Raw genomic sequence first — 19,781 nt, 5'->3', positions numbered from 1 at the left:
ACCGAGGAGAACCAGCACACGATGCGGACAGCGGACCTCATCACGTTCCCGGTGGTGCTGCGGCGGTTGACGGTGGCCAGGGTGAGCGACCCCTCGCCCCGGATGCGCCGGGTGACGCTCACCGGTGAGCACCTCGCGGCGTTCCACCGCGACGGACTCGACCTGCCCGCGTTCGTCACCGAGAGCTTCGACGATCACATCAAGGTGCTCTTCCCCGGACCGGGCCAGACCGAGGCCGACCTGCCGGTGCAGCACCGTTCGGGCATCGACTGGCCGCACAGCTCGGCGCGCATCAGCAGGGACTACACCCCACGGCGCTTCGATCCGGTGGCTCGCGAGCTCGATCTGGACTTCGTCCTGCACGGACACGGGCCCGCGGCCACGTGGGCGCGGCGCGCGGAGCCGGGCGACGTCGTGCACTGCGTGGGTCCCAAGTCGTCGCTCGTCCTCCCGTCCGATGTGGATTCGGTGTTGCTGGTGGGCGACGAGACCGCGCTGCCCGCTATCGGACGGTTCCTCGACGAACGGCCCGTCGCGGGGCCGATCAGGGTCGTGCTCGAGATCAGGCAGGAGGGTGCGGACGAGTACCCGCTCAACGTCGAGGGCGACGTCGAGGTGACATGGCTGCGCACTCCGCCAGGGGCGCCGTCGGTGCTCGCCGAGCACGTGATGGCGGCGCACTGGCCGGAGGGCACGCCGTTCCTCTGGTGCGGGGGCGAGGCCGGCGCGCTCAAGCCCCTGCGCCGCTGGTGCACCTACACCCGTGGCCTGGCCAAGCGGCACGTCAACATCACCGGCTACTGGCGCGCTCCCGTCCCGAGGGCTGACGGGGAACAACCCGCGGTCGCCGCCAACGTCAATGACCACGGTCACGAGCTCTCGCCGCTGGAGCTGCTGCTCGACCCGATGCCGACTTTCGCCGTGCGCGCCGCCGTGAGCACCGGGCTGCTGACGGCGGTCGCGGGCGGGCCGACGCCGCCACGCGAGCTGGCGGCGCTCGCCGGGCTCGGTGCGGAGGCCGCGTCGCTGTTCACCCGCTACCTCGCGTCCGTCGACGTGCTCGCGATCGGCGACGACGGCCTGGTGCGGCTGGGCGGGCTCGGCGAGGATCTGCTCGACGACCGGTTCCTGGTGCGGCGCCTTGACGATCGCCACGTGGACGGCATGGTGGACGCCGCGCTGCACCGGCTCACCGAGAGCCTGCGCACCGGCGCGTCGGCGTTCGCCCTCGCCCACGGCGCCACGATGTCGGCGACGCTGGCCGCCGACCACGAGCGGCTCGAGCGCGTCAGCGACGGGATGGGCTGGTCGTTCGCCTACCTCGCCGAGGGCATCGTGGCCAGTCCCGCGTGGCGCGACGGTGAGCGGCTGCGGCTCACCGGTCCGGGGTCGGCCGTCGTGGCGCAGGCCGTGCACGGCACCCGGCCCGGCACGCCGATGGTGGTCCAGGAGGGGCCGGTCGTGGTGTCGGTACTGGAGAACGCGCTCGCTGACGGCGGTGCGCGCGAGGCCGTGACGATCGTGCCCCAGGGCGAGCCCGTCGAGGCCGACGCCACGGTGTGCGCGCTCGCACTGGGACGCATGAACGACGGCGAGGCCGTGGCACTGCTCGCCTCGCTCACCGGAGCGTCCTACGGGCGCAGGGTCCTGCTGGTCGAGACCGCTGAGGACGACGAACCCGACGATCGCGAGGAACTCACCTCGGCCATGCGGCACTGGGCCGCGACCGGTTCCCCGCCCAGATCCACGGTGGATCTCACCGCGCTGGCGGACAGGGCGGGGTTCGACGTCGGCGACGTGCACCGGCTGGGGTGGGGCCACCTGGTGGTCGAGCTGACCGCACGATGACAACGGCGCAGCGTCGGCCGCCCGCCGGCGACGCGGGCACCCGCCACACCGGCGGGCGGCGGACGCTGGGGCTGGTGCTCGGCGCCTGCGCGCTCGCGGGCGCGTGCTGGCTGAGCCTGGTGGCCGGATCCGCGGATGTATCGCTGTCGGCCGTGTGGCGAGCGCTCACCGACTTCGACGGCAGCTACGACCAGACGATCGTGCGCGAGACCCGGCTGCCGCGCACCGTCGCCGGACTGCTGGTGGGCCTCGCGCTCGGGGTCGCCGGTACGCTGATCCAGGCCGTCACCCGCAACCCGCTCGCCGATCCCGGCATTCTCGGGGTCAACGCGGGCTCGGCGTTCTTCGTGGCGCTCGCGCTCGCCGTCTCCGGTGGGATGAGCATCGCGGGCTACGTCTGGTTCGCACTGCTCGGCGCGCTGGTCGCCACGTGCGCGGTGTACGTGATCGCCGCGGCGGGCCGGGGTCCGGCGAGCCCGGAGCGGCTCGTGCTCTCCGGCGTCGCGCTGGCGGCGGTGCTCAGCGGCATCGTCACCGGCTTCGTGCTGCTGGACCCCGAGACGTTCGACCGGATGAGGTTCTGGTCGGCGGGCTCGCTTTCGGCGGCCGACCTGCCGATGCTGGGCACGGTGCTGCCGTTCGTCGCAGCCGGGCTCCTGCTCGCGGCGCTGGTGGCCCGCCCGCTCAACGCCGTCGCGCTGGGGGAGGAGCTGGCGGGTGCGCTCGGCGCCAACCTGACGCTCGTGCGTGCCGGCGCCGTCGTGGCCGTGACGTTGCTCGCCGGAGGTGCCACCGCGATCGCCGGACCGGTCGGCTTCGTGGGCCTGATGATGCCGCACGTCGCGCGCTGGATCGTCGGCCCCGACCAGCGCTGGATCGTCGCGGTCTCGGTGTTGCTCTCGCCCGTGCTCGTGCTGACGGCCGACGTACTGGGCCGCGTGCTCGTCGGCTCCGGTGAGGTCCCCGTCGGCGTGGTGGTGGCCTTCGTCGGCGCGCCCGTGCTGGTCGGCATGGTGCGGCGCAGAAGGGCGAGCACCTCGTGACCGCGGCGACGGGCCGGACCCTGCGCCTGGGCACGCTGTCGACGCGGGTCGGCGGGCGAGCCGTGGTGGCCGGGGCTGTGTGCCTGGCCGTGGCGGTGGTGCTCGCGCTGGTGTGGCTCGGCCTGGGCAGCATCGCGCTGACCCCGGGCGAGGTCGTGGGGGCGCTGCTGGGGCAGGGGGACCGCGCGGCGACGACCGTGGTGGTGGAGTGGCGGCTGCCGAGGGTGCTCTCCGCGCTCGTGCTCGGGGCCGCGCTCGGCGTGAGTGGCGCGATCTGCCAGTCTCTCACGCGCAACCCGCTCGGCAGTCCGGACATCGTCGGCTTCACCAGTGGCTCGCACACCGGAGCGCTGCTGGTGCTCGTGGTGGCGGGTGGCACGTACGGGCAACTGGCGTTCGGGGCGCTCGCGGGCGGGATCGCGACCGCGGTAGTGGTCTACCTGCTCGCGTGGTCCCGCGGCATGCAGGGCTTCCGGTTGATCATCGTGGGCATCGGCATCACGGCCATGCTCGGCTCGCTGAACACCTGGCTGCTGCTCACCGCCGACGTCGAGGTGGCGCTGGGTGCGAGCGCGTGGACGGCGGGCAGCCTCAACGGCGCCCGCTGGCCCGACGCGGGGATCGCGACCGCGACGGCGGCGCTGCTGATCCTGGTGGCGTGCGTGGCGGCGCGACCGCTGCGGCAGCTCGAGCTGGGCGACGCGATCGCCACCACGTCCGGTGTGCGCATCGAGCGTGCGCGGCTGGGTCTGCTGGTGCTGTCGGTGGCGCTCACGGCCGTGGTGACGGCGGTGGCGGGGCCGATCAACTTCATCGCCCTCGCCGCGCCACAGATCGCCCGCAGGCTCACCCGCGCGGCCGGGGTCACGGTGCTGCCCTCGGCCTGCGTCGGCGCGTTGTTGCTGACCGCGTCGGACGGGGCCGCGCAGTGGGTGTTCGACCCGGTGCAGCTGCCGGTGGGTGTGGTGACCGTCTGCATCGGCGGCGCCTACCTCGTGTGGCTGCTGGTGCACGAGGCGCGTCGGCGTTAGGACACCTCGGTGAGAAAGTCCAGCACCAGCGGGCTCGCCACGGAACGGAACTCCTCGAAGTATGCGTGCCGCGCGCCCGCGATCAGCTCCATCCGGGCGCCGGGGATGCGCTTGGCGAGCAGCGGCGCGTTCTCGGTGGGATTGAAGACATCGTCGGTGCCGTGCACCACGAGTGTCGGAGCGGTGATGGAGGGCAGCGCGTCCCAGCTGTCGTGCTCGGCGCTGGCCCTGCGGTGGCGGCGCAGGACGTGACTCGGGGTGCCGCGCACGCCGATCGTGTTGTACGGCCCGGGATTCGCCGCCATCCACTCCGGTGTGTACATGAGCTCGAGCAATGCGTGGCGGGCCGCGCGGGCGTCGCGCTGGCCCAGTGCGCGGCGGACGTTCTCGCCGCGCTCGATGCCGTGCGGCGAGCCGGGGGAGGTGCAGCCCAGCACGAGCCGGTCCACGCGCTCGGCGTGCTCCGCGGCCAGCCACTGCGCCACGCGCCCGCCCATCGACGTGCCGTAGACGTGCACCCGCTCGGCGCCGACGTCGTCGAGCACGGCCAGTGCGTCGAGCGCGAAACCCTTGGTGCTGTAGGAGTCCGTGTCCGGTTTGTCGCTGTCGCCGATCCCGCGGTAGTCGAGCACGACGGTGCGGAACACGGAGTCGAAATCCGGTCGCGCGCTGTTCCACCAGTGGTGACCGTTGGACTGCCCCGGCAATAGCAGCAGGGTCTGCTCGCCGTCACCGTGGACCTCGTAGTACAGGGCTGTGTCGTCGGATGCTCGCGCATAGGGCACGCGCGGATCGTACAAAGTGACCCACCGTGGCCGTTCACCCATACTTGCCGCGTGAACCTGATCTCGCTCGCCGCAGCCGAACGAGCCGAACTCGCCGACCTGCTCGCCGCGCTCACCCCGCAGCAGTGGGACACACCGTCGCTGTGCGAGGGCTGGACCGTGCGCGACGTCGTGGCGCACATGCTCAGCTACGACGAGCTGGACGGCCGGGAGCTGCTGCGCCGGGCGGCCCGCGGCCGGTTCACGCCAGGCCGGATCAACGCCGTCGGGCTGGAGGACTACGGCTCCTACGAGCCCGCGGATCTGCTCGCGTTGCTCGCGAGGAACCCGTCGCCCCGTGGTCTCACAGCGGTGGGCGGTGGGTTCATCGGTCTGACCGACGCGCTGATCCATCACCAGGACATCCGGCGGCCGCTCGGGCTGCCGAGGGAGATTCCCGCCGAGCGGCTCCGGCCCGCGTTCACGGTCGCGCTCTACGCACCGGTGATCCGAGGTGTGCTGCGGGTGAGGGGACTGCGGCTGGTCGCCACGGACCTGGACTGGACGTGGGGCAGGGGAGAGGTGGTGCGCGGCAAGGCCGAGGCTCTCCTGCTGGCGATCGCGGGAAGGGCGGCCGTGGTGCCCGAACTCTCGGGGCCTGGCCAGGCGACGCTCGTGCGCCGCAGCCGACGGTGGTAAAAGATGTATAACGACCTATACAGCTCGGCATTGGGCGCGGCTATCACCGCTCTCACCATCCCCGCCATCTGAACAACCCGCATGGAAGACCGGGACGCTCCCACCGATCTCACCCCCGGCGTGTGAGTCGCGGGTTCGCGTGCGGCCGCAGCATCGTGGCGTGTCAGAGCAGCGGGCGGAAAAACCCGAGCCCGTGGCCGTGGATGTCGTGCTCGGCCTCGCGGTCGAGAGCGTGCGTGCCGGGCTGCGAGCGGGCCGGAGACTGCACCGGGCCACGCGGCCGGTGGCCGGGTTTCTCCTCAGGCCGGACCACCGGGTCGGGCAGCGGCTGCTCGCGCTCGCCGAGACCGGACAACGCGGCCGGAAGGTCGCTCTGGACGAGCTCACGGCGGCTTATCGCAAGGTCGTACCCGTGGTCGCGGCCGACGTGGTGCGCCAGCTCGACCTCGCAGACCTGGTCACGGAGGTCGCCGCCGAGATCGACCTGCCGGAGATCATCCGCGTGTCCACCGGTTCGGTCGCCGCCGAGACGGTGCGCGACGTGCGGGTCCAGTCGATGCGGGCCGACGAGGCCGTCGCGTACTGGACCGGGAGGGTACTGCGCCCCTGGCGCACAGGATGACGATGGCCGCCGACGAGCCGAAACGGGTCTGGCTGACACCGGTGCCCGAGGAGGCCAGGGCGTGGCAGGGCCGGTCCGCCGGGCTCGTCAGCAGGACTGTCGCCAGCGTGCTCGATCTCGGTCTCGTGCTCGCGGTGCTCGGTGTCGGGTACCTAGTCGTGTGCGGGGCGGTGCTCGTCACCGATCCCGTGCGGTTCCACTTCCCGTCCGCGCCACGACACGCGGTGGTGGGGCTGGCGATCGGGGTGGCGATCCTCTATTTCGCGGTGTGCTGGCGGATCAGCGGGCGCACCTACGGCGACCGGGTACTGGGGCTGCGCGTCACCCGTCGCGACGGCAGGTCGCTCGGGTGGGCACGGGCGTTGCTGCGCGCGGCCTTCTGCACGCTGTTCCCGGTGGGGCTGGTCTGGGTCGCGGTGAGCCCGGCCCGCCACTCGATCCAGGACCTCGTGCTCCGCACGACCGTCACCTACGACTGGAGCACGCACACGCGGATGGCCCGCGAATGAGCGCAACGCGCGATCTCACCCCCGGAATGCGAGGCCCCGCCCGCCGCGGCTCACCACCATGTTGGTGTTGCGGCCGGTATGACCGAGTCGAGGCGACGTGGTGGTGATCGGCGGTAGTCGCGAGGTACCAGCCATCCCCTGTGGCGCGCGGCGCGGGAGAGGCGGCGCTGGTTCCGGCTCCGCAGACGGGGGGAGCCGGAACACGCCGCCGGTCGCGACGCGGAGCCCGCGATGACTGCAGAGACCGCGACGGCGGGCGCGGTCATCGCGGGTTCCTTGCTGTTGTGGGGATTGGTGGGCGGAAGGCTGCAACGCGCCGAGCTCACCGCTCCGATCGTGTTCGTCGCGCTCGGCGGGCTGTTGTCGCCGGTCGTCGGGATCTTCGAGGTGGAGCTGCACGCCTTCCAGCTTCTGATCGAGCTCACCCTGGCGCTGGTGCTGTTCTCGGACGCTTCGGGTGTGCGGTTGCCACAGCCGAGGGCCGATCTCGCGTGGTACGGCAGATTGCTGGGGGTCGGATTGCCGCTGACCGTGGCAGGTGGGTGGTTGCTGGCCGCCTCGATGCTGCCCGGTGTCAGCGGGTGGCTGGCCGTACTCGTCGGTGCCGCGCTCGCGCCGACCGACGCCGCGCTTGGAGCCGCGGTACTCACCGATCCCGCCGTGCCGGAGCGGGTGCGCAGGGCCATCAACGTGGAGAGCGGCCTCAACGATGGCGTCGCGACACCGATCGTGCTCGTGGCCATCGCCGGAGTCGCGGGCAGCGAACGGGGCGGCGTCACGGACGCGCTCGTGGAACTGGCCGTGGGCGCGGGCATCGGGGCGCTCGTCGGTGCGGCGGGTGGCGTGCTCACGAGTGCCTCACACCGGCGGGGCTGGCTGGCCGGCTCCTTCGCGGGACCGGCGATGCTCGCGCTGGTGGTAACGGCCTTCACCGCGGCGGTCGCGACGGGCGGCAACGGCTTCGTGGCGGCGTTCGTCGGCGGGCTGGCGTTCGGCAACGTCGCGGGGGAGTTCGAACTCGCCCAGGTGAAGTTCGTCGAGGAGACGGGCGGACTCGCCGCGGCGCTGGTGTGGCTGCTGTTCGGTGCGGTGGTGTTCCCGATCGTGGGGGACACGTTCAGCTGGCAGATCGCGCTCTACACGGTGCTGAGCCTGACGGTGCTGCGGATGGTTCCGGTGGCGGTGTCGATGCTCGGGATGCGGCTCGGGATCGCCACGGTGGCGTTCGTCGGCTGGTTCGGTCCGCGCGGGCTGCCGTCGATCATCTTCGCGCTGCTGGCGATCGACGAGCTCGGCATCGTCGCCGCGCCCGCGGTGGGGACGATCGCGCTCACGGTGCTGGTGAGCGTGGTGGCCCACGGGCTCAGCGCGCAGCCGCTGGCGTCACGGTACGGGGCCGCGGTGTCGGGCTCCCGTGACCACGCGTGAGCCGTCGCAGGGACCCACACCGGACCTACGATGCGCGGGGAACGCCAACCACGCGGGAGAGGACCGGGGCATGCGGCTGGATCTGACGGGCAGGACGGCGCTGGTGACGGGCTCGACGCAGGGGATCGGCGCCGCGATCGCGGCAGGTCTGGCGCGGTCGGGCGCGCGGGTGGCCGTCAACGGCCGCGGCGCGGAGTCGGTGGGGCGTGCCGTGGAGGCGCTGCGTGCCGAGGTCGAGGGCGCCGACGTGGTGAGCGCACCAGCCGACGTGGCGACGGAGAACGGCGCGCGGCAGCTGCTCGAGACGCTGCCCCGGGTGGACATCCTGGTGAACAATCTCGGAATCTTCGGCGCCACACCGGCATTGGAGATCACCGACGACCAGTGGCGGCGTTACTTCGAGGTCAACGTGCTCGCGGCGGTACGGCTGACGAGGCAGTACCTGCCGGCGATGGTGGCGCGTGGCTGGGGCCGGATCCAGTACATCGCCAGTGACTCGGCCGTGGTGATCCCCGCGGAGATGATCCACTACGGAGTGTCGAAGACCGCGTTGCTGGGCGTCTCGCGCGGGTTCGCGAAGGAAGCGGCCGGCACGGGCGTGACGGTGAACTCGGTGATCGCCGGTCCCACGCACACCGGTGGTGTCGAGGAGTTCGTGTACCAGCTCGTGGACCGGGATCTGCCGTGGGAGCGGGCGCAGCGCGAGTTCATGCGGTTGCACCGTCCGCAGTCGTTGTTGCAGCGGCTGATCGAGCCTGAGGAGATCGCGAACATGGTGGTGTACCTCGGGTCCGACCAGGCGTCGGCCACGACGGGCGCGGCCGTGCGGGTCGACGGCGGGTACGTCGATTCGATCGTGCCCTAGCCGCGCGGCAGGTACCCGGCCCGGGTTGATCTCCGTCACAGCGCTACGGTGCTGTGACGTGACTGCACAGTGAACGGGGTCGTCCAGGGTTTCCTGGTCATCGGGGTCGTCGTACTGGTGGGTTATGTCGTGGGCCGCACCGGTGTGCTGGGTCCGCACGCGACGCAGGTGCTGTCGCGCACCGCGTTCTTCGTCGCGAGTCCCGCACTGTTGTTCACCACGCTGGCCCACGCCGACGTCGGGGCCGTGTTCTCCGAGGATCTCGTCGTCACGGGTGTGACGAGCACGCTGGCGTGCGCGGCGTACGTCCCCATCGGACTGTTGCGGCGCAGGCCCGCGGGGGAGACCGCGATGGCGTCGATGGCGAGCGGGTACGTCAACGCGGGCAATCTGGGCTTGCCGATCGCGACGTACGTGTTCGGTAATGCCGCCGAGGTGGCGCCGGTGCTGCTGTTCCAGCTCGCGGTGCTGACACCGGTGTTCACGACCGTGCTCGACGTGCTCTCGGAGCGGGCCAACGGTGGCAGGCCGCGGATCCTGCGCGCGGTGACGGCTCCGCTGCGCAATCCGATCGCGGTCGCCACGGCGGCTGGTCTGCTCGCGTCGGGTACCGGGATCGTGCCGCCCGAGCCGGTGATGGCGCCGATCGAGTTGCTGGCCGATCTGGCCGTGCCGGGGATGTTGCTGGCGTTCGGCATCTCGTTGCGGTCGGCGGCGTGGCCGCTGCGGCGGGGCGAAATGATGCCGCTGTTGCTGTCGGTGGTGCTGATCAAGACGATCGTGCACCCGTTGCTGGGACTGCTGCTGGGGTTGATGCTGGGCCTCGACGGGCACGGGCTGCTGGTGGTCGTCGTGTGCGCGGCGTTGCCGACGGCGCAGAACGTGTTCGGCTACGCGGTGCGCTACGACCAGGGTGTCGCGATCAGCCGGGACGCCGTGCTGCTGACGACGCTGGTGAGCATGCCCGTGATGTTCGTGCTGGTCGCCCTGCTCACCTGAGGCGCGTTCCTGCTTCGTGCTCGGGGCACTCCCCCGTCATCCCCAAAATGTGATATCACTATGATGTCGTTCGAACGGGACGCGGGGACGCGTCCGCACGGGGAAGGGATGGGGTCCATGACGATCACCGAGACCGCAGTGGCGATGCCGACGCCCAAGGTCGGGGAGCGGCAGGCGAGGGCGGTGTCCGGGTTCGCGATGCTCGGCGTGAGTGCCGTGCTGGTGTTCGGCGGCACGGCGCTGGTCGTCGTGGGCGGAATCGGCGGCACCGCGCTGGTGATCGTGCTCGGCGCACTGGCGACTCTCGCCGGCCTCGTGCTGCTCGCGGGGCTGACGCCGGTCGCACCGGGCGAGGCGCGGGTGATCCAGCTGCTCGGCAAGTACACGGGCACGGTGCGCAGGGACGGCCTGCAGTGGGTGAACCCGTTCACCGTGCGGCGCAGGGTGTCCACCCGGATCCGCAACCACGAGAGCGACGTCGCCAAGGTCAACGACGCCGACGGCAACCCGATCGAGATCGCCGCCGTGGTGGTGTGGCAGGTCCGCGACACCGCGCAGGCACTGTTCGAAGTGGACGACTTCGTGGAGTTCGTCGCGATCCAGACCGAGACCGCCGTGCGCCACATCGCCAACGCCTACCCGTACGACATCCACGACGGACACGGGCTCTCGTTGCGCGACAACGCCGACGAGATCACGGAGAGGCTCTCGGAGGAGATCGGGGCGCGCGTGGCGTCGGCGGGCGTGCAGGTGATCGAGTCGCGCATCACGCACCTGGCCTACGCGCCGGAGATCGCGCAGGCGATGCTGCGCCGCCAGCAGGCGGGCGCCGTCGTCGCGGCGCGGCAGCGGATCGTGGAGGGCGCCGTCGGCATGGTGGAGCAGGCGCTGGACAAGCTCGCCGAGAACGACGTCGTCGAGCTCGACGAGGAGCGCAAGGCCGCCATGGTGAGCAACCTGCTCGTGGTGCTGGTCAGCGACCGGGATGCCCAGCCGGTCGTGAACTCCGGGACGCTCTACCAGTAGTTGCCGTGGCCGAACGCAAGAAACTCCTGTTGCGCCTCGATCCCGTGGTGCACGACGCGCTCGCGCGATGGGCGGGCGACGAGCTGCGGAGCACCAACGCGCAGATCGAGTTCCTGTTGCGGAAGGCGCTCGCCGACGCGGGCCGCCTGCCGGGCGGGGTGGGCAAGATCCGGTCGCCAGGGCGGCCACGCAAATCCACGACGGAGGGAGACGGTGATGATGACTGACACCACGTCCACGTTGCCGGCCAGGGCGTTGCTGCTCGCGTTCGACCGGCGCAAGCAGAAGTTGACCGGCAAGGGCCAGCTGGGCCATCTCCTGCGTGCCGCGGCGCTGGCGGAGCTCGTGCTGCACGGCCATCTCACCGACGACGGCGACAAGGCGCATCCCGTCACCGCGCCGCCCGGTCCGGCCGACTCGGTGTTGCGGCACGTGTGGGACCAGATCGAGCAGGATCCGCCGCGCGCGTGGCGACGGTGGGTCGCGAAGGACCGGGCGCGCACGATGGAGCTGGTGCACGCCGAGCTGGTGGCGGCGCGGGTGGTGAGGGTCGAGCGGCACCGGGTCCTCGGGTTGTTCCCCGCGACACGGGTGACGCTGCGCCAGCCGCACGTGGCACGTCGGCTCGGGGAGCAGGTGGGCCGGGCCGTTCGCGGGAGCCAGCCCGTGGGGCGGGTGGATCGGGAGATCGGCGCGCTGGCGGCGCTCGCGTCGGCGGCGCAGCTGGCTGCGGTGTTCAGTGGGCGGGAACGCCGCCGGTTCACAGGCCGGATCGGCGAGCTGGGTGGCGGGTCGGTCGCGCCGGTGGTGACGGCGCTGCGGAAGGCGGTGTCGGCGCAGCACACGGCTGCCGCGCACAGCGGCGGCGGCAACGGCTGAGCAGGACTGAGGGGAGCCCAGTCGTCTGACGGATTCGGCGTCCGGCCGGTCTTCGTAGCGTCACCGGCATGGACGAGACGACGACGGTGTTGGTGACGGGCGCGACGGGCAACGTCGGGCGAGAGGTGGCGCTGGGCCTGGCCCGGCGCGGGGTCCGGGTGCGGGCGCTGACCCGTGATCCGGAGGGCGCGCGGCTACCGTCCGCGATCGAGGTGGTCCGGGGCAGCCAGCGGGAGCTGCGTGGACTCGAAGGTGTTGACGCGGTGTTTCTGATGTGGCCGGGAATCGGGGACCTGGCCGCGGCGCGGGAGGCGGACGCCACGATCGCCGCGCACACCGGCCGCGTCGTGTTCCTCTCCTCGGCCGCGGTGCGCGACGGGGTCGAGCACTACGACAACACGATCGGCCGCTCGCACCACGCGATCGAGCGCGCGATCCGCGAGTCCGGGCTGAGCTGGACGTTCCTGCGGCCGACGGCGTTCGCGACCAACCTCCTGGTGTGGGCGGAGCAGACGCGTGGCGGCGACGTCGTGCGGGGCGCGTTCGGCGACGTGCCGGTGACGTTGCTCGACGAGCGGGATCTGGCCGAGGTCGCCGTGGAGGCGCTGACGGACGAGCGCTACGCGGGCCGGGTGCTGGAACTGACGGGACGCGACCTGCTCACCCCGGTCGAGCAGGTGGCGCGGATCGCCGAGCGGATCGGCCGGCCCCTGCACTGGGAGGAGCTACCGGAGCGTGACTGGCGCGCCGGGTTGCTGGGGAGCGGGTTCACCGAGGCCGACGCGGACTGGTTCCGTGAGTCCTTTGAGGACATGCGCGCGGAGCCGGGGCCGGTGCTGGACACGGTCGAGCTCGTCACCGGGCGGCCGCCGCGGACGTTCGGGGACTGGCTGTCGCGGCACGCGGCGGAGTTCACCGATCCGGCGCCCGAGATCGAGCACCCTGATGCCGGGCTGGCGCTGGTGAGTACGTGGACGCTGGACACGTCGCGGCGGCAGCGGGCGGCGGCGGACGCCGCGATGGCGGCGTGGGGCGACGCGCCGTGGCCCGCCGGGCTGCTCTCGCACAGCGTGCTGCTCGGCACCGATGGTCGCACCGTCCTGAACTATTCACAGTGGACCGGACCCGAGGCGGTCGAGGCGTTCCGCGACACCGATCCGCCCGAGCGGATCAGGGCGATCGACGACGCGGTGCCCGGTATCCGGCGCGACGGGCTGGGGTCCTACACGCGTTACCGGAGTGTGGTTCCCGACGCCGGGCTCCGGACCGGCGTCGTGGTGCTGGTGTCGTTCGAGACCGACGGGCAGCGGGCGGCGCGGTCCTTCGTGGACACTCTGCTCGACGAGCATCATCCGGCGACGCGGCCGGACAGCGAGCCGGTCGGGGGCATGGCGAGCAACCACTTCCACGTCGCCGTGGACGGGTCGAGCGTGGTCAACTACGCCGAGTTCCGGGACGAGGCCGCTCATCAGGCGGTGGTGGAGTCGCGGCTCCGGGCCGAGGACGCGGTGCCCGCGCTGATCGAGGCGACGCCCGGGTTGCGGGGGCTGGGGTTCCAGCGGTTCCTGCCGTACCGGCGGCTCACAGCGCCACGGCCACCCGTTCGAGATTAATTAATAATTAATGTTGACGCCGAGGTCCTTCGCGAGCAAGACTGTGCGCACGGCCCCCGCTCTGGGCAGGCTGGCACGAAGCGAGGATCGAGGAGAACCTGATGGGCGCAACGGGGCGTCGTGGCCGGGCAGGCCTGGCGCTGGTGGCGGTCGTGCTGCTCGGCATGGTGGCCGCCTGCGGCGGCAAGGTCGGCGAGAACGGCCGGTTCGGTGTCGTCTACATGGACGCGCAGGGCTTCTACGCCGGGGTCAGGGTCGGCATGCAGCAGGAGGCCGAAGCGCTCGGCAGGACGCCGCAGCTGCTCCAGCTCAACGCACAGGGCGATGCCTCCAAGGAGAGCACGTTCATCGACCAGGTCAGCGCCGCGAAGGTGGACGCGCTGATCCTCTCTCCCGCCTCGGCCACCGCGTCGGTGCCCGCGCTGGAACTCGCGCACGAGAGCGGCATCCCCGTGATCTGCTACAACACCTGCGTCGCCGAACAGAGCGCCCGCAAGTACGTGTCCGCGTACGTGCTGGGCGACCCGGTGCGCTTCGGCAGCATGCTCGGGGAGCGCGCCGCGGAGTACTTCCTCGCCGAGGGCAACACCGAACCGACGATCGCGGTGGTCAACTGCGAGTTCGTCGAGGTGTGCATCGACCGCAGGCACGGTTTCGAACAGGCGCTGCAGGAGAAGCTGCCCGGCGCGAAGATCGTGGCCAACCAGGAGGGCGCCACGATCGACGAGGCCGTGGACGTCGCCGAGCGCATCCTCACCGCCAATCCCGACCTCGATGCGTTCTACGGCGAGGCCGGTGGCGCGACGATGGGCGCGGTGCGGGCCGTGCAGGCGCGCGGCAAGGTCGGCCAGACCGTGGTCTTCGGCAGTGACATGTCCACCGAGGCCGCGCAGGCACTGGCCGCCGAGAACATCCTCAAGGGTGTCGTCGACATCTCCGGCATCGCCGTCGGCAAGCTCGCGGCACAGGCGGCCGACGACGTGCGCACCGGCAAGCTCACCGAGTACACGGTCGTGCCCGCGCCGATCGACCTCTACGCGACCCCCGACGACGGTTCCGACTGGCTGCGCACGCACCCGGACGGTGTGCCGTGACGGCGGGCGCGAACCAGCGGGAGAGCAACCGAACCAGCGAAGGAGAAGCAGTGGCTGCCGACGTCGCCAGCGGCTCGACCGTCATCGTGGTCGACGGGGTCACCAAGCACTATCCGGGCGTGCGTGCGCTGACCGACGCGCACCTGTCGATCCGCGCGGGCGAGATCCGCGCGCTGCTCGGCCGCAATGGCGCCGGTAAGTCCACGCTGATCCGTGTGCTGTCCGGAGTGGAGCGTCCCGACGCCGGCACCGTGACGGTGGCGGGGGAGGCCTTCGGCGACGGCGGCGTGCGCAGGGCCGCCGAGCTCGGCATCAACACCGTGCACCAGGAGCTGAGCCTGGTCGCCGAGCTCAGCGTCGCCGAGAACCTCTACCTCGGCCGCTGGCCGCGCCGCGGCGGTGCCGTCGACTACGCGACGATGCGGGCGGGAGCGGCCGACGTGTTCGGGCGGCTCGGGCTCGACATCGACCCGGACGCCCCGGTCGGGTCGCTCTCGCTGGCCAGCAGGCAGCTGGTCGAGATCTGCCGCGCGGTGCGCGAGCAGCCGCGGCTGCTGATCCTCGACGAGCCCACGAGCGCGCTCGCCGCCGCCGAGGTGGACGTGGTGCTCGAGACCGTCACCCGCATCGCGTCGGCGGGCGTGGCCGTGCTCTACGTCAGCCACCGGCTCGAGGAGATCCGCCGGATCTCCCACAGTGCCACAGTGATGCGCGACGGCCGCATCGTCGACACCGTCGACGTGGGCGACGCCGACACGGGCACCATCGTCTCGCTCATGCTCGGCGACACCGCGAGAGCGGCGGAGCGCCCGCCCGAGCGCAACGTCGACCGCGACGGGACGCCGTTGCTGTCGGTGCGCGGGCTGGCGGTGCCCCCGAAGGTCCTCGACGTGTCGTTCGATCTGCACGCGGGCGAAGTGCTCGGCATCGGCGGGCTCATGGGATCCGGGCGCACCGAGGTGCTGCGCGCGCTCGCGGGGTTCGACCCGGCCGCCCACGGCACGATCAGCGTCGAGGGCCGCGAGATCGCCCACCCGAGCGCGGCCGTGATGAAGCGGCTCGGCATCGGCATGACCCCGGAGGACCGCAAGGACGAGGGCGTGGTGCCGCTGCTCGGCGTCGACGAGAACCTGGTGCTGTCCAAGTTCTCCACCGTCAGCTCGGGCCCCACCGTGCGCCCCGGCCGGGTGCGCAAAGCCGCCGAGCGGCTCATCGAGCGGCTCTCCATCGCCACGGCCTCGGCCCGCACCCCGATCGTGAACCTCAGCGGCGGCAACCAGCAGAAGGCCGTGATCGGCCGCTGGCTGCACGCGGGCAGCCGCATCCTGCTGCTCGACGAACCCACCCGGGGCGTCGACGTGCAGGCCAAGGCCGAGATCTACCGCCTCGTGCGCGAACTCGCCGACGGGGGCGCCGCGATCGTGTTCGTCTCGGGCGAGCTCGAGGAGCTGCCCCTGGTGTGCGACCGCGTCCTGACCCTGCGGGAGGGCCGCGTCGCCGCGGAGCTCACCGGAGCTGACCTCACCACCGATTCCGTGCTCTCCGCCGCGATGGCGGCCTGAGACCTCGACAAGGAACGAGACATGACAGCTACCCAGACCACGCCGCAGCAGCGTCGCGGCCGCGTGGGCAGGCCCTTCGCGGGCCGTTCGCTCAACGAGATCGGCCTGATCGCCGCGATCGTCGTGCTCTATGTCGTCCTCGGCAGCACGGCGGCCGGGTTCCTGAGCCTGGACAACCAGCTCGGCATGCTGCGCGACGCCGCGACCGTCGGTATCGCCGCGTGGGGTGTGACGCTGGTGATCATCGCCGGCGAGATCGACATCAGCATCGGCCCCGCCGTCGCGTTCTCCTCGGTGCTCGTCGCCAAGGGCGCCGCCGAATGGGGACTCGGGATCGGCCCGGCGATCCTGCTGACACTCGCCGCGGGTGCGGCGTGGGGCGCGCTCGCCGGCTGGCTGCGCGCGCGGTTCGACGTGCCCTCGTTCATCGCCACGCTCGGTATCTGGAGCGCGCTCGGCGGCCTCGGTCTCTACCTGACCGACGCGCTGCCCGTGGTGCTGCCCGAGAGCGGCCTGATGAACACCCTCGGCGGCTCGATCCTCGGCATCCCGACGCCCGCGATCATCATGGTGGTGCTGTTCTTCGTCTTCGCCTACGTCGCCCGCTACACCGGCTACGGCCGCTCCGTCTACGCGGTCGGCGGCAACGCGCCCGCCGCGCGCATGGCGGGCATCAACCTCGCCAGGGTGCGGGTGCTGCTCTTCGCCACCACCGGCCTGCTCTCGGCGATCACCGGCGTGCTGCTGGCCGCGCGACTCGGCTCCGGCAACGGTGGCGCCGCGTCCGGGCTCGAGTTCGACGTGATCGCCGCGGTCGTCATCGGTGGCACGGCGCTGGCGGGCGGACGGGGCACGATGCTGGGCACGCTGCTCGGCGTCGGCTTCATCACCGTGATCAGCAACGGGCTGGTGCTGCTCGGGGTCAACTCGTTCCTGCAGAACGTGGTGCGCGGTGTGATCATCGTGGCCGCCGTGCTGGTGAACGTCGTGATCACCAAGCGGGCGCGTGCGACGAGGGAGACCTGATGAGCTCGAAGACGACCTCGACCCAAAGGATGACCGGGGCGTACCTGCCCGGTGACTCGACCGCGGTGCTGCGCGAGCTGGCCGTGCCCGAGCCGGGGCCGGGGCAGGTGCTGATCGAGGTGGGAGCCTCGGGCATCTGCGGCTCCGACATCGGCTACATCTACCACGAGCACAAGGGGCATCGCGGGGTCGACGGACCCGCCTACCGCGGGGTGGTCGCGGGCCACGAGCCCTCCGGCCGGATCGTCGCCACCGGGCCCGGTTGCCGCCGTTTCGGCACCGGCGACCGCGTGATCGTCTACCACATCGCGGGCTGCGGGCTGTGCGACAACTGCCGGCGCGGCTACTTCATCAGCTGTACCTCACCCGAGCGCGAGTCCTACGGCTGGCAGCGCGACGGTGGGCACGCCCATTACGTGCTGGCCGAGGAGTCGACGTGCGTGCCGCTGCCCGACGAGCTGTCCTATGTGGATGGCGCGTTGATCGCGTGCGGCTTCGGCACCGCCTACGAGGGCCTGCGCCGCATCCGGGTGAACGGCGACGGCGACCTGCTCGTCGTCGGGCTGGGCCCGGTGGGGCTGGCCGCGGGCATGATCGGCAAGGGCATGGGCGCGCGCCGCGTGGTGGGGGTCGAGGTGTCGCCGCAGCGGCGGGCCTGGGCCGACGGGCTCGGCGTGTTCGACGCGACCCTGGCCCCCGAGTCCGACGCCGAGGCCACCGCGGCACTCGTCGCCGACGCGCTCGGCGCACCCGGCGCGATCACCACCATCGACTGCTCCGGCTCCCGTGCCGGCCGGTCCACGGCCATCGCCGGTGCCGCCGAATGGGGCCGGGTGTCGCTGGTCGGCGAGGGTGGCACGCTCGAGACCGAGGTGTCGGACGCGTTGCTGCACAAGCAGTTGACGCTCTACGCCTCGTGGGTCACGTCGCTGCCCGCCATGGCCGAGCTCGCCGTGAACCTCGCCCGCTGGGGCCTGCGCCCCGAGCAGGTCGTCAGCGACCGGTTCCTGCTCGCACAGGCCGACGAGGCCTACCGGCTCGCCGCCGGAGCCAGCCAGGGCAAAGTCGTGCTGCTGCCCTCGGAGGTGCCCGCCTCGTGATCGAACGGCAGGACGGTACTCCCGGCGTCGTGTGGCTGGCCAACGACCGGCTGCGCCTCGGGATCGTGCCCGAGCTCGGCGGCAGGCTGTTGTCGCTGTCCGGTGCCGACGGCAGGGAACTGTTGTGGCGCAACGCCGACCTGCTCACCGACGAGCTGCGCTTGCACGCCGGTCACGTGCACCGGCCCGTCGCGGGCAGCCTGGGCGACTGGATGAACTACGGCGGCGACAAGACCTGGCCCGCCCCGCAGGGCTGGGACGGCGACGGCCAGTGGGCGGGTCCGCCGGACCCGGTGCTCGACTCGGGCGCCTACGCCGTCACCACCGACGAGCGCGACGGCGTCGCGACCGTGACGCTGACCAGTGGCGACGACCCTCGCACCGGGCTGCGGCTGCAGCGCCGGTTCGAACTGCGCGACGGCGAGGACGGCTACCGGCTGACACTCACGGCGCTCAACACCTCTGCGCGCGACGTGCGCTGGGCGCTGTGGAACGTCACGCAGCTCGCCGCCGACGGCGACGGCGGCACCCTGGTCGGTGGTCCCGAGCGCGTGACCCCGCTGCTCGCCGGAACCGGCTTCCCCCGGTGGGAACAGCGCGGCGATGCCACCTACATCCCGCACCAGGACGTGGTGGGCAAGCTCGGCTTCCCCGCGGCCACGGGCTGGCTGTCGCACACCGGTGAGGGCACCACGCTGACGCAACGCTTCACCGTCGACGAGAACTCCGAGTACCCCGACCAGGGCTCGCGCGTCGAAGTGTGGCTCGAGTACCCGCTGCCCGAACCGCTCGCCGAACTGGGCGACCTGGACCCACCCGCCCGCATCGTGGAGTGCGAGGTCCTCGGCCCGCTCACCACCCTGCGACCGGGGGAGCAGACCACGCTGACGATCGACGTGGAGGTGCGCCCATGCGCGGACTGAACGGCAAGGTCGCCATCGTCACCGGTGGCGCGCAGGGCATCGGCGCCGCGACCGCGCAGCGCCTCGCCGCCGAGGGGGCGGCGGTGGCGGTGCTCGACATCGACGAACCCGGCGAGACCGTCGAGCGGATCACCGAGGCTGGCGGGCGCGCCACCGGCGTGCGCTGCGACGTCAGCTCCGAGGCCGACTGGGCGCGCGCGGTGGGACACTGCCGCTCCGAGCTGGGCCGCGTCGACGTGCTCGTCAGCAACGCCTACACCGTCGACGTGCGCCCGGCCCACGACACGAGTGTGGCGTCGTGGGAACGGCAGCTCTCGGTGAACCTCACCGGCACGTTCCTCGGCGTCACCGCGTGCCTGGCGGACCTCTCCCGCGACGGCACGGGATCGGTGGTGCTGACCTCGTCGGTGCACGCCCTCGTCGGACTGCCGGGACGGCCCGCCTACGCGGCGAGCAAGGCCGGGCTCACCGGGCTCGCCCGCCAGCTCGCCGTGGAGTACGGAACGGTGCTGCGCGTCAACTCCGTGCTGCCCGGGCCCGTGCTCACGGCGGCGTGGGACGGCATCGACGAGGCCGACCGGCGGCTGTCCGCCGAGCAGACCGCCGTGAAAAGGTTGGGAGAACCGGCCGAGGTCGCCGCGGCCATCGCCTTTCTCGCCAGCGCCGACGCCTCGTTCATCACCGGCGCCACGCTGACCGTGGACGGTGGCTGGAGCGTGTACAAGTCCTCGTCGTGACGGGGACCGGACC

At 72.0% G+C, this 19,781-nt stretch carries 20 protein-coding genes and 1 pseudogene; 20 read left to right on the top strand and 1 reads right to left on the bottom strand.

The genetic code is table 11. From position 1 onward, the window contains the following. Positions 1-21: 21 nt before the first annotated feature. Genes JHE00_RS02415 through JHE00_RS02405 form a run of 3 tightly spaced genes read left to right on the top strand, consistent with a single transcriptional unit; the run spans position 22 to position 3,922 of the window. The gene (locus JHE00_RS02415) at positions 22-1,848 is read left to right on the top strand and encodes a siderophore-interacting protein (RefSeq protein WP_200314269.1); all 1,827 of its coding nucleotides are present in this window, start codon (positions 22-24) and stop codon (positions 1,846-1,848) included. Further along, entirely contained in the window at positions 1,845-2,891 is a 1,047-nt protein-coding gene (locus tag JHE00_RS02410; RefSeq protein ID WP_200314267.1) for an iron chelate uptake ABC transporter family permease subunit, read from the top strand. Before JHE00_RS02415 ends, JHE00_RS02410 begins: the two co-directional genes overlap by 4 nt. Further along, positions 2,888-3,922: a FecCD family ABC transporter permease gene (locus JHE00_RS02405; protein ID WP_307831781.1), complete on the top strand. Its 1,035-nt coding sequence runs from the start codon at positions 2,888-2,890 to the stop codon at positions 3,920-3,922. Before JHE00_RS02410 ends, JHE00_RS02405 begins: the two co-directional genes overlap by 4 nt. Here the strand turns inward: JHE00_RS02405 and JHE00_RS02400 are convergent. Continuing rightward, a complete protein-coding gene (locus JHE00_RS02400; protein WP_307831780.1) occupies positions 3,919-4,707 on the bottom strand; it encodes an alpha/beta fold hydrolase in 789 nt (262 codons plus the stop codon). The two genes, JHE00_RS02405 and JHE00_RS02400, sit on opposite strands and share 4 nt — an antisense overlap. A gap of 51 nt (positions 4,708-4,758) precedes the next feature. On the opposite strand from JHE00_RS02400, the gene JHE00_RS02395 reads away from it, so the two are divergent. The 17 genes and pseudogenes from JHE00_RS02395 to JHE00_RS02320 all read left to right on the top strand — a co-directional run bounded on the left by JHE00_RS02395 (position 4,759) and on the right by JHE00_RS02320 (position 19,768). Next, complete coding sequence (locus JHE00_RS02395) at positions 4,759-5,385, top strand: maleylpyruvate isomerase family mycothiol-dependent enzyme (protein ID WP_200314262.1); 627 nt, start codon at positions 4,759-4,761, stop codon at positions 5,383-5,385. A 160-nt stretch (positions 5,386-5,545) separates the two neighbouring features. Further along, on the top strand, positions 5,546-6,007 hold the full coding sequence (locus tag JHE00_RS02390) for a hypothetical protein (RefSeq protein ID WP_200314260.1): 462 nt from the start codon (positions 5,546-5,548) through the stop codon (positions 6,005-6,007). Between the two features lie 2 nt (positions 6,008-6,009). Further along, positions 6,010-6,516: an RDD family protein gene (locus JHE00_RS02385; RefSeq protein ID WP_230422782.1), complete on the top strand. Its 507-nt coding sequence runs from the start codon at positions 6,010-6,012 to the stop codon at positions 6,514-6,516. A gap of 231 nt (positions 6,517-6,747) precedes the next feature. Next, positions 6,748-7,944: a cation:proton antiporter gene (locus tag JHE00_RS02380; protein WP_200314256.1), complete on the top strand. Its 1,197-nt coding sequence runs from the start codon at positions 6,748-6,750 to the stop codon at positions 7,942-7,944. A gap of 70 nt (positions 7,945-8,014) precedes the next feature. Next, entirely contained in the window at positions 8,015-8,809 is a 795-nt protein-coding gene (locus JHE00_RS02375) for an SDR family NAD(P)-dependent oxidoreductase (RefSeq protein ID WP_200314254.1), read from the top strand. 69 nt (positions 8,810-8,878) lie between these two features. Further along, positions 8,879-9,808: an AEC family transporter gene (locus JHE00_RS02370; protein WP_200314252.1), complete on the top strand. Its 930-nt coding sequence runs from the start codon at positions 8,879-8,881 to the stop codon at positions 9,806-9,808. Between the two features lie 108 nt (positions 9,809-9,916). Continuing rightward, complete coding sequence (locus JHE00_RS02365; protein WP_200314250.1) at positions 9,917-10,834, top strand: SPFH domain-containing protein; 918 nt, start codon at positions 9,917-9,919, stop codon at positions 10,832-10,834. A 5-nt stretch (positions 10,835-10,839) separates the two neighbouring features. Continuing rightward, on the top strand, positions 10,840-11,061 hold the full coding sequence (locus JHE00_RS02360; protein WP_200314248.1) for a type II toxin-antitoxin system antitoxin: 222 nt from the start codon (positions 10,840-10,842) through the stop codon (positions 11,059-11,061). Then, positions 11,051-11,713, top strand: a complete 663-nt coding sequence (locus tag JHE00_RS02355) for a GOLPH3/VPS74 family protein (RefSeq protein ID WP_230422781.1) — start codon at positions 11,051-11,053, stop codon at positions 11,711-11,713. Before JHE00_RS02360 ends, JHE00_RS02355 begins: the two co-directional genes overlap by 11 nt. 68 nt (positions 11,714-11,781) lie before the next feature. Continuing rightward, entirely contained in the window at positions 11,782-13,326 is a 1,545-nt protein-coding gene (locus JHE00_RS02350) for an SDR family oxidoreductase (RefSeq protein ID WP_200314247.1), read from the top strand. 101 nt (positions 13,327-13,427) lie between these two features. Then, positions 13,428-14,420, top strand: a complete 993-nt coding sequence (locus JHE00_RS02345) for a substrate-binding domain-containing protein (protein ID WP_200314246.1) — start codon at positions 13,428-13,430, stop codon at positions 14,418-14,420. Next, positions 14,417-14,986, top strand: a pseudogene (locus tag JHE00_RS36200) (ATP-binding cassette domain-containing protein); the annotation flags it as partial. The gene JHE00_RS02345 and the pseudogene JHE00_RS36200, both read left to right, overlap by 4 nt. A 141-nt stretch (positions 14,987-15,127) precedes the next feature. Beyond that, positions 15,128-15,982, top strand: a complete 855-nt coding sequence (locus JHE00_RS36195) for an ATP-binding cassette domain-containing protein (protein WP_443678452.1) — start codon at positions 15,128-15,130, stop codon at positions 15,980-15,982. Between the two features lie 21 nt (positions 15,983-16,003). Further along, entirely contained in the window at positions 16,004-17,008 is a 1,005-nt protein-coding gene (locus tag JHE00_RS02335) for an ABC transporter permease (protein ID WP_200314244.1), read from the top strand. Next, positions 17,008-18,108: a zinc-dependent alcohol dehydrogenase family protein gene (locus JHE00_RS02330; RefSeq protein WP_200314243.1), complete on the top strand. Its 1,101-nt coding sequence runs from the start codon at positions 17,008-17,010 to the stop codon at positions 18,106-18,108. Before JHE00_RS02335 ends, JHE00_RS02330 begins: the two co-directional genes overlap by 1 nt. Next, entirely contained in the window at positions 18,105-19,031 is a 927-nt protein-coding gene (locus JHE00_RS02325; RefSeq protein WP_200314241.1) for a DUF4380 domain-containing protein, read from the top strand. Before JHE00_RS02330 ends, JHE00_RS02325 begins: the two co-directional genes overlap by 4 nt. Further along, entirely contained in the window at positions 19,019-19,768 is a 750-nt protein-coding gene (locus tag JHE00_RS02320) for an SDR family NAD(P)-dependent oxidoreductase (protein WP_200314238.1), read from the top strand. Before JHE00_RS02325 ends, JHE00_RS02320 begins: the two co-directional genes overlap by 13 nt. The last annotated feature ends 13 nt before the right edge of the window (positions 19,769-19,781 follow it).

It is taken from the genome of Prauserella cavernicola (assembly GCF_016595675.1).
Taxonomy (GTDB): Bacteria; Actinomycetota; Actinomycetes; order Mycobacteriales; family Pseudonocardiaceae; genus Prauserella_A; species Prauserella_A cavernicola.
The sequence above is the reverse complement of the archived record's forward strand: the minus strand, read 5'-3'. Positions and strand labels throughout refer to the sequence as shown.

Excerpts from the sequence above, each read along its gene's own strand:
- JHE00_RS02415 (WP_200314269.1), top strand. The coding sequence starts at position 22 with ATGCGGACAGCGGACCTCATCACGTTCCCGGTGGTGCTGCGGCGGTTG.
- JHE00_RS02410 (WP_200314267.1), top strand. The coding sequence starts at position 1,845 with ATGACAACGGCGCAGCGTCGGCCGCCCGCCGGCGACGCGGGCACCCGC.
- JHE00_RS02385 (WP_230422782.1), top strand. The coding sequence starts at position 6,010 with ATGGCCGCCGACGAGCCGAAACGGGTCTGGCTGACACCGGTGCCCGAG.
- JHE00_RS02380 (WP_200314256.1), top strand. The coding sequence starts at position 6,748 with ATGACTGCAGAGACCGCGACGGCGGGCGCGGTCATCGCGGGTTCCTTG.
- JHE00_RS02375 (WP_200314254.1), top strand. The coding sequence starts at position 8,015 with ATGCGGCTGGATCTGACGGGCAGGACGGCGCTGGTGACGGGCTCGACG.
- JHE00_RS02365 (WP_200314250.1), top strand. The coding sequence starts at position 9,917 with ATGGGGTCCATGACGATCACCGAGACCGCAGTGGCGATGCCGACGCCC.
- JHE00_RS02355 (WP_230422781.1), top strand. The coding sequence starts at position 11,051 with ATGATGACTGACACCACGTCCACGTTGCCGGCCAGGGCGTTGCTGCTC.
- JHE00_RS02350 (WP_200314247.1), top strand. The coding sequence starts at position 11,782 with ATGGACGAGACGACGACGGTGTTGGTGACGGGCGCGACGGGCAACGTC.
- JHE00_RS02345 (WP_200314246.1), top strand. The coding sequence starts at position 13,428 with ATGGGCGCAACGGGGCGTCGTGGCCGGGCAGGCCTGGCGCTGGTGGCG.
- JHE00_RS36195 (WP_443678452.1), top strand. The coding sequence starts at position 15,128 with ATGCGCGACGGCCGCATCGTCGACACCGTCGACGTGGGCGACGCCGAC.
- JHE00_RS02335 (WP_200314244.1), top strand. The coding sequence starts at position 16,004 with ATGACAGCTACCCAGACCACGCCGCAGCAGCGTCGCGGCCGCGTGGGC.
- JHE00_RS02330 (WP_200314243.1), top strand. The coding sequence starts at position 17,008 with ATGAGCTCGAAGACGACCTCGACCCAAAGGATGACCGGGGCGTACCTG.
- JHE00_RS02320 (WP_200314238.1), top strand. The coding sequence starts at position 19,019 with ATGCGCGGACTGAACGGCAAGGTCGCCATCGTCACCGGTGGCGCGCAG.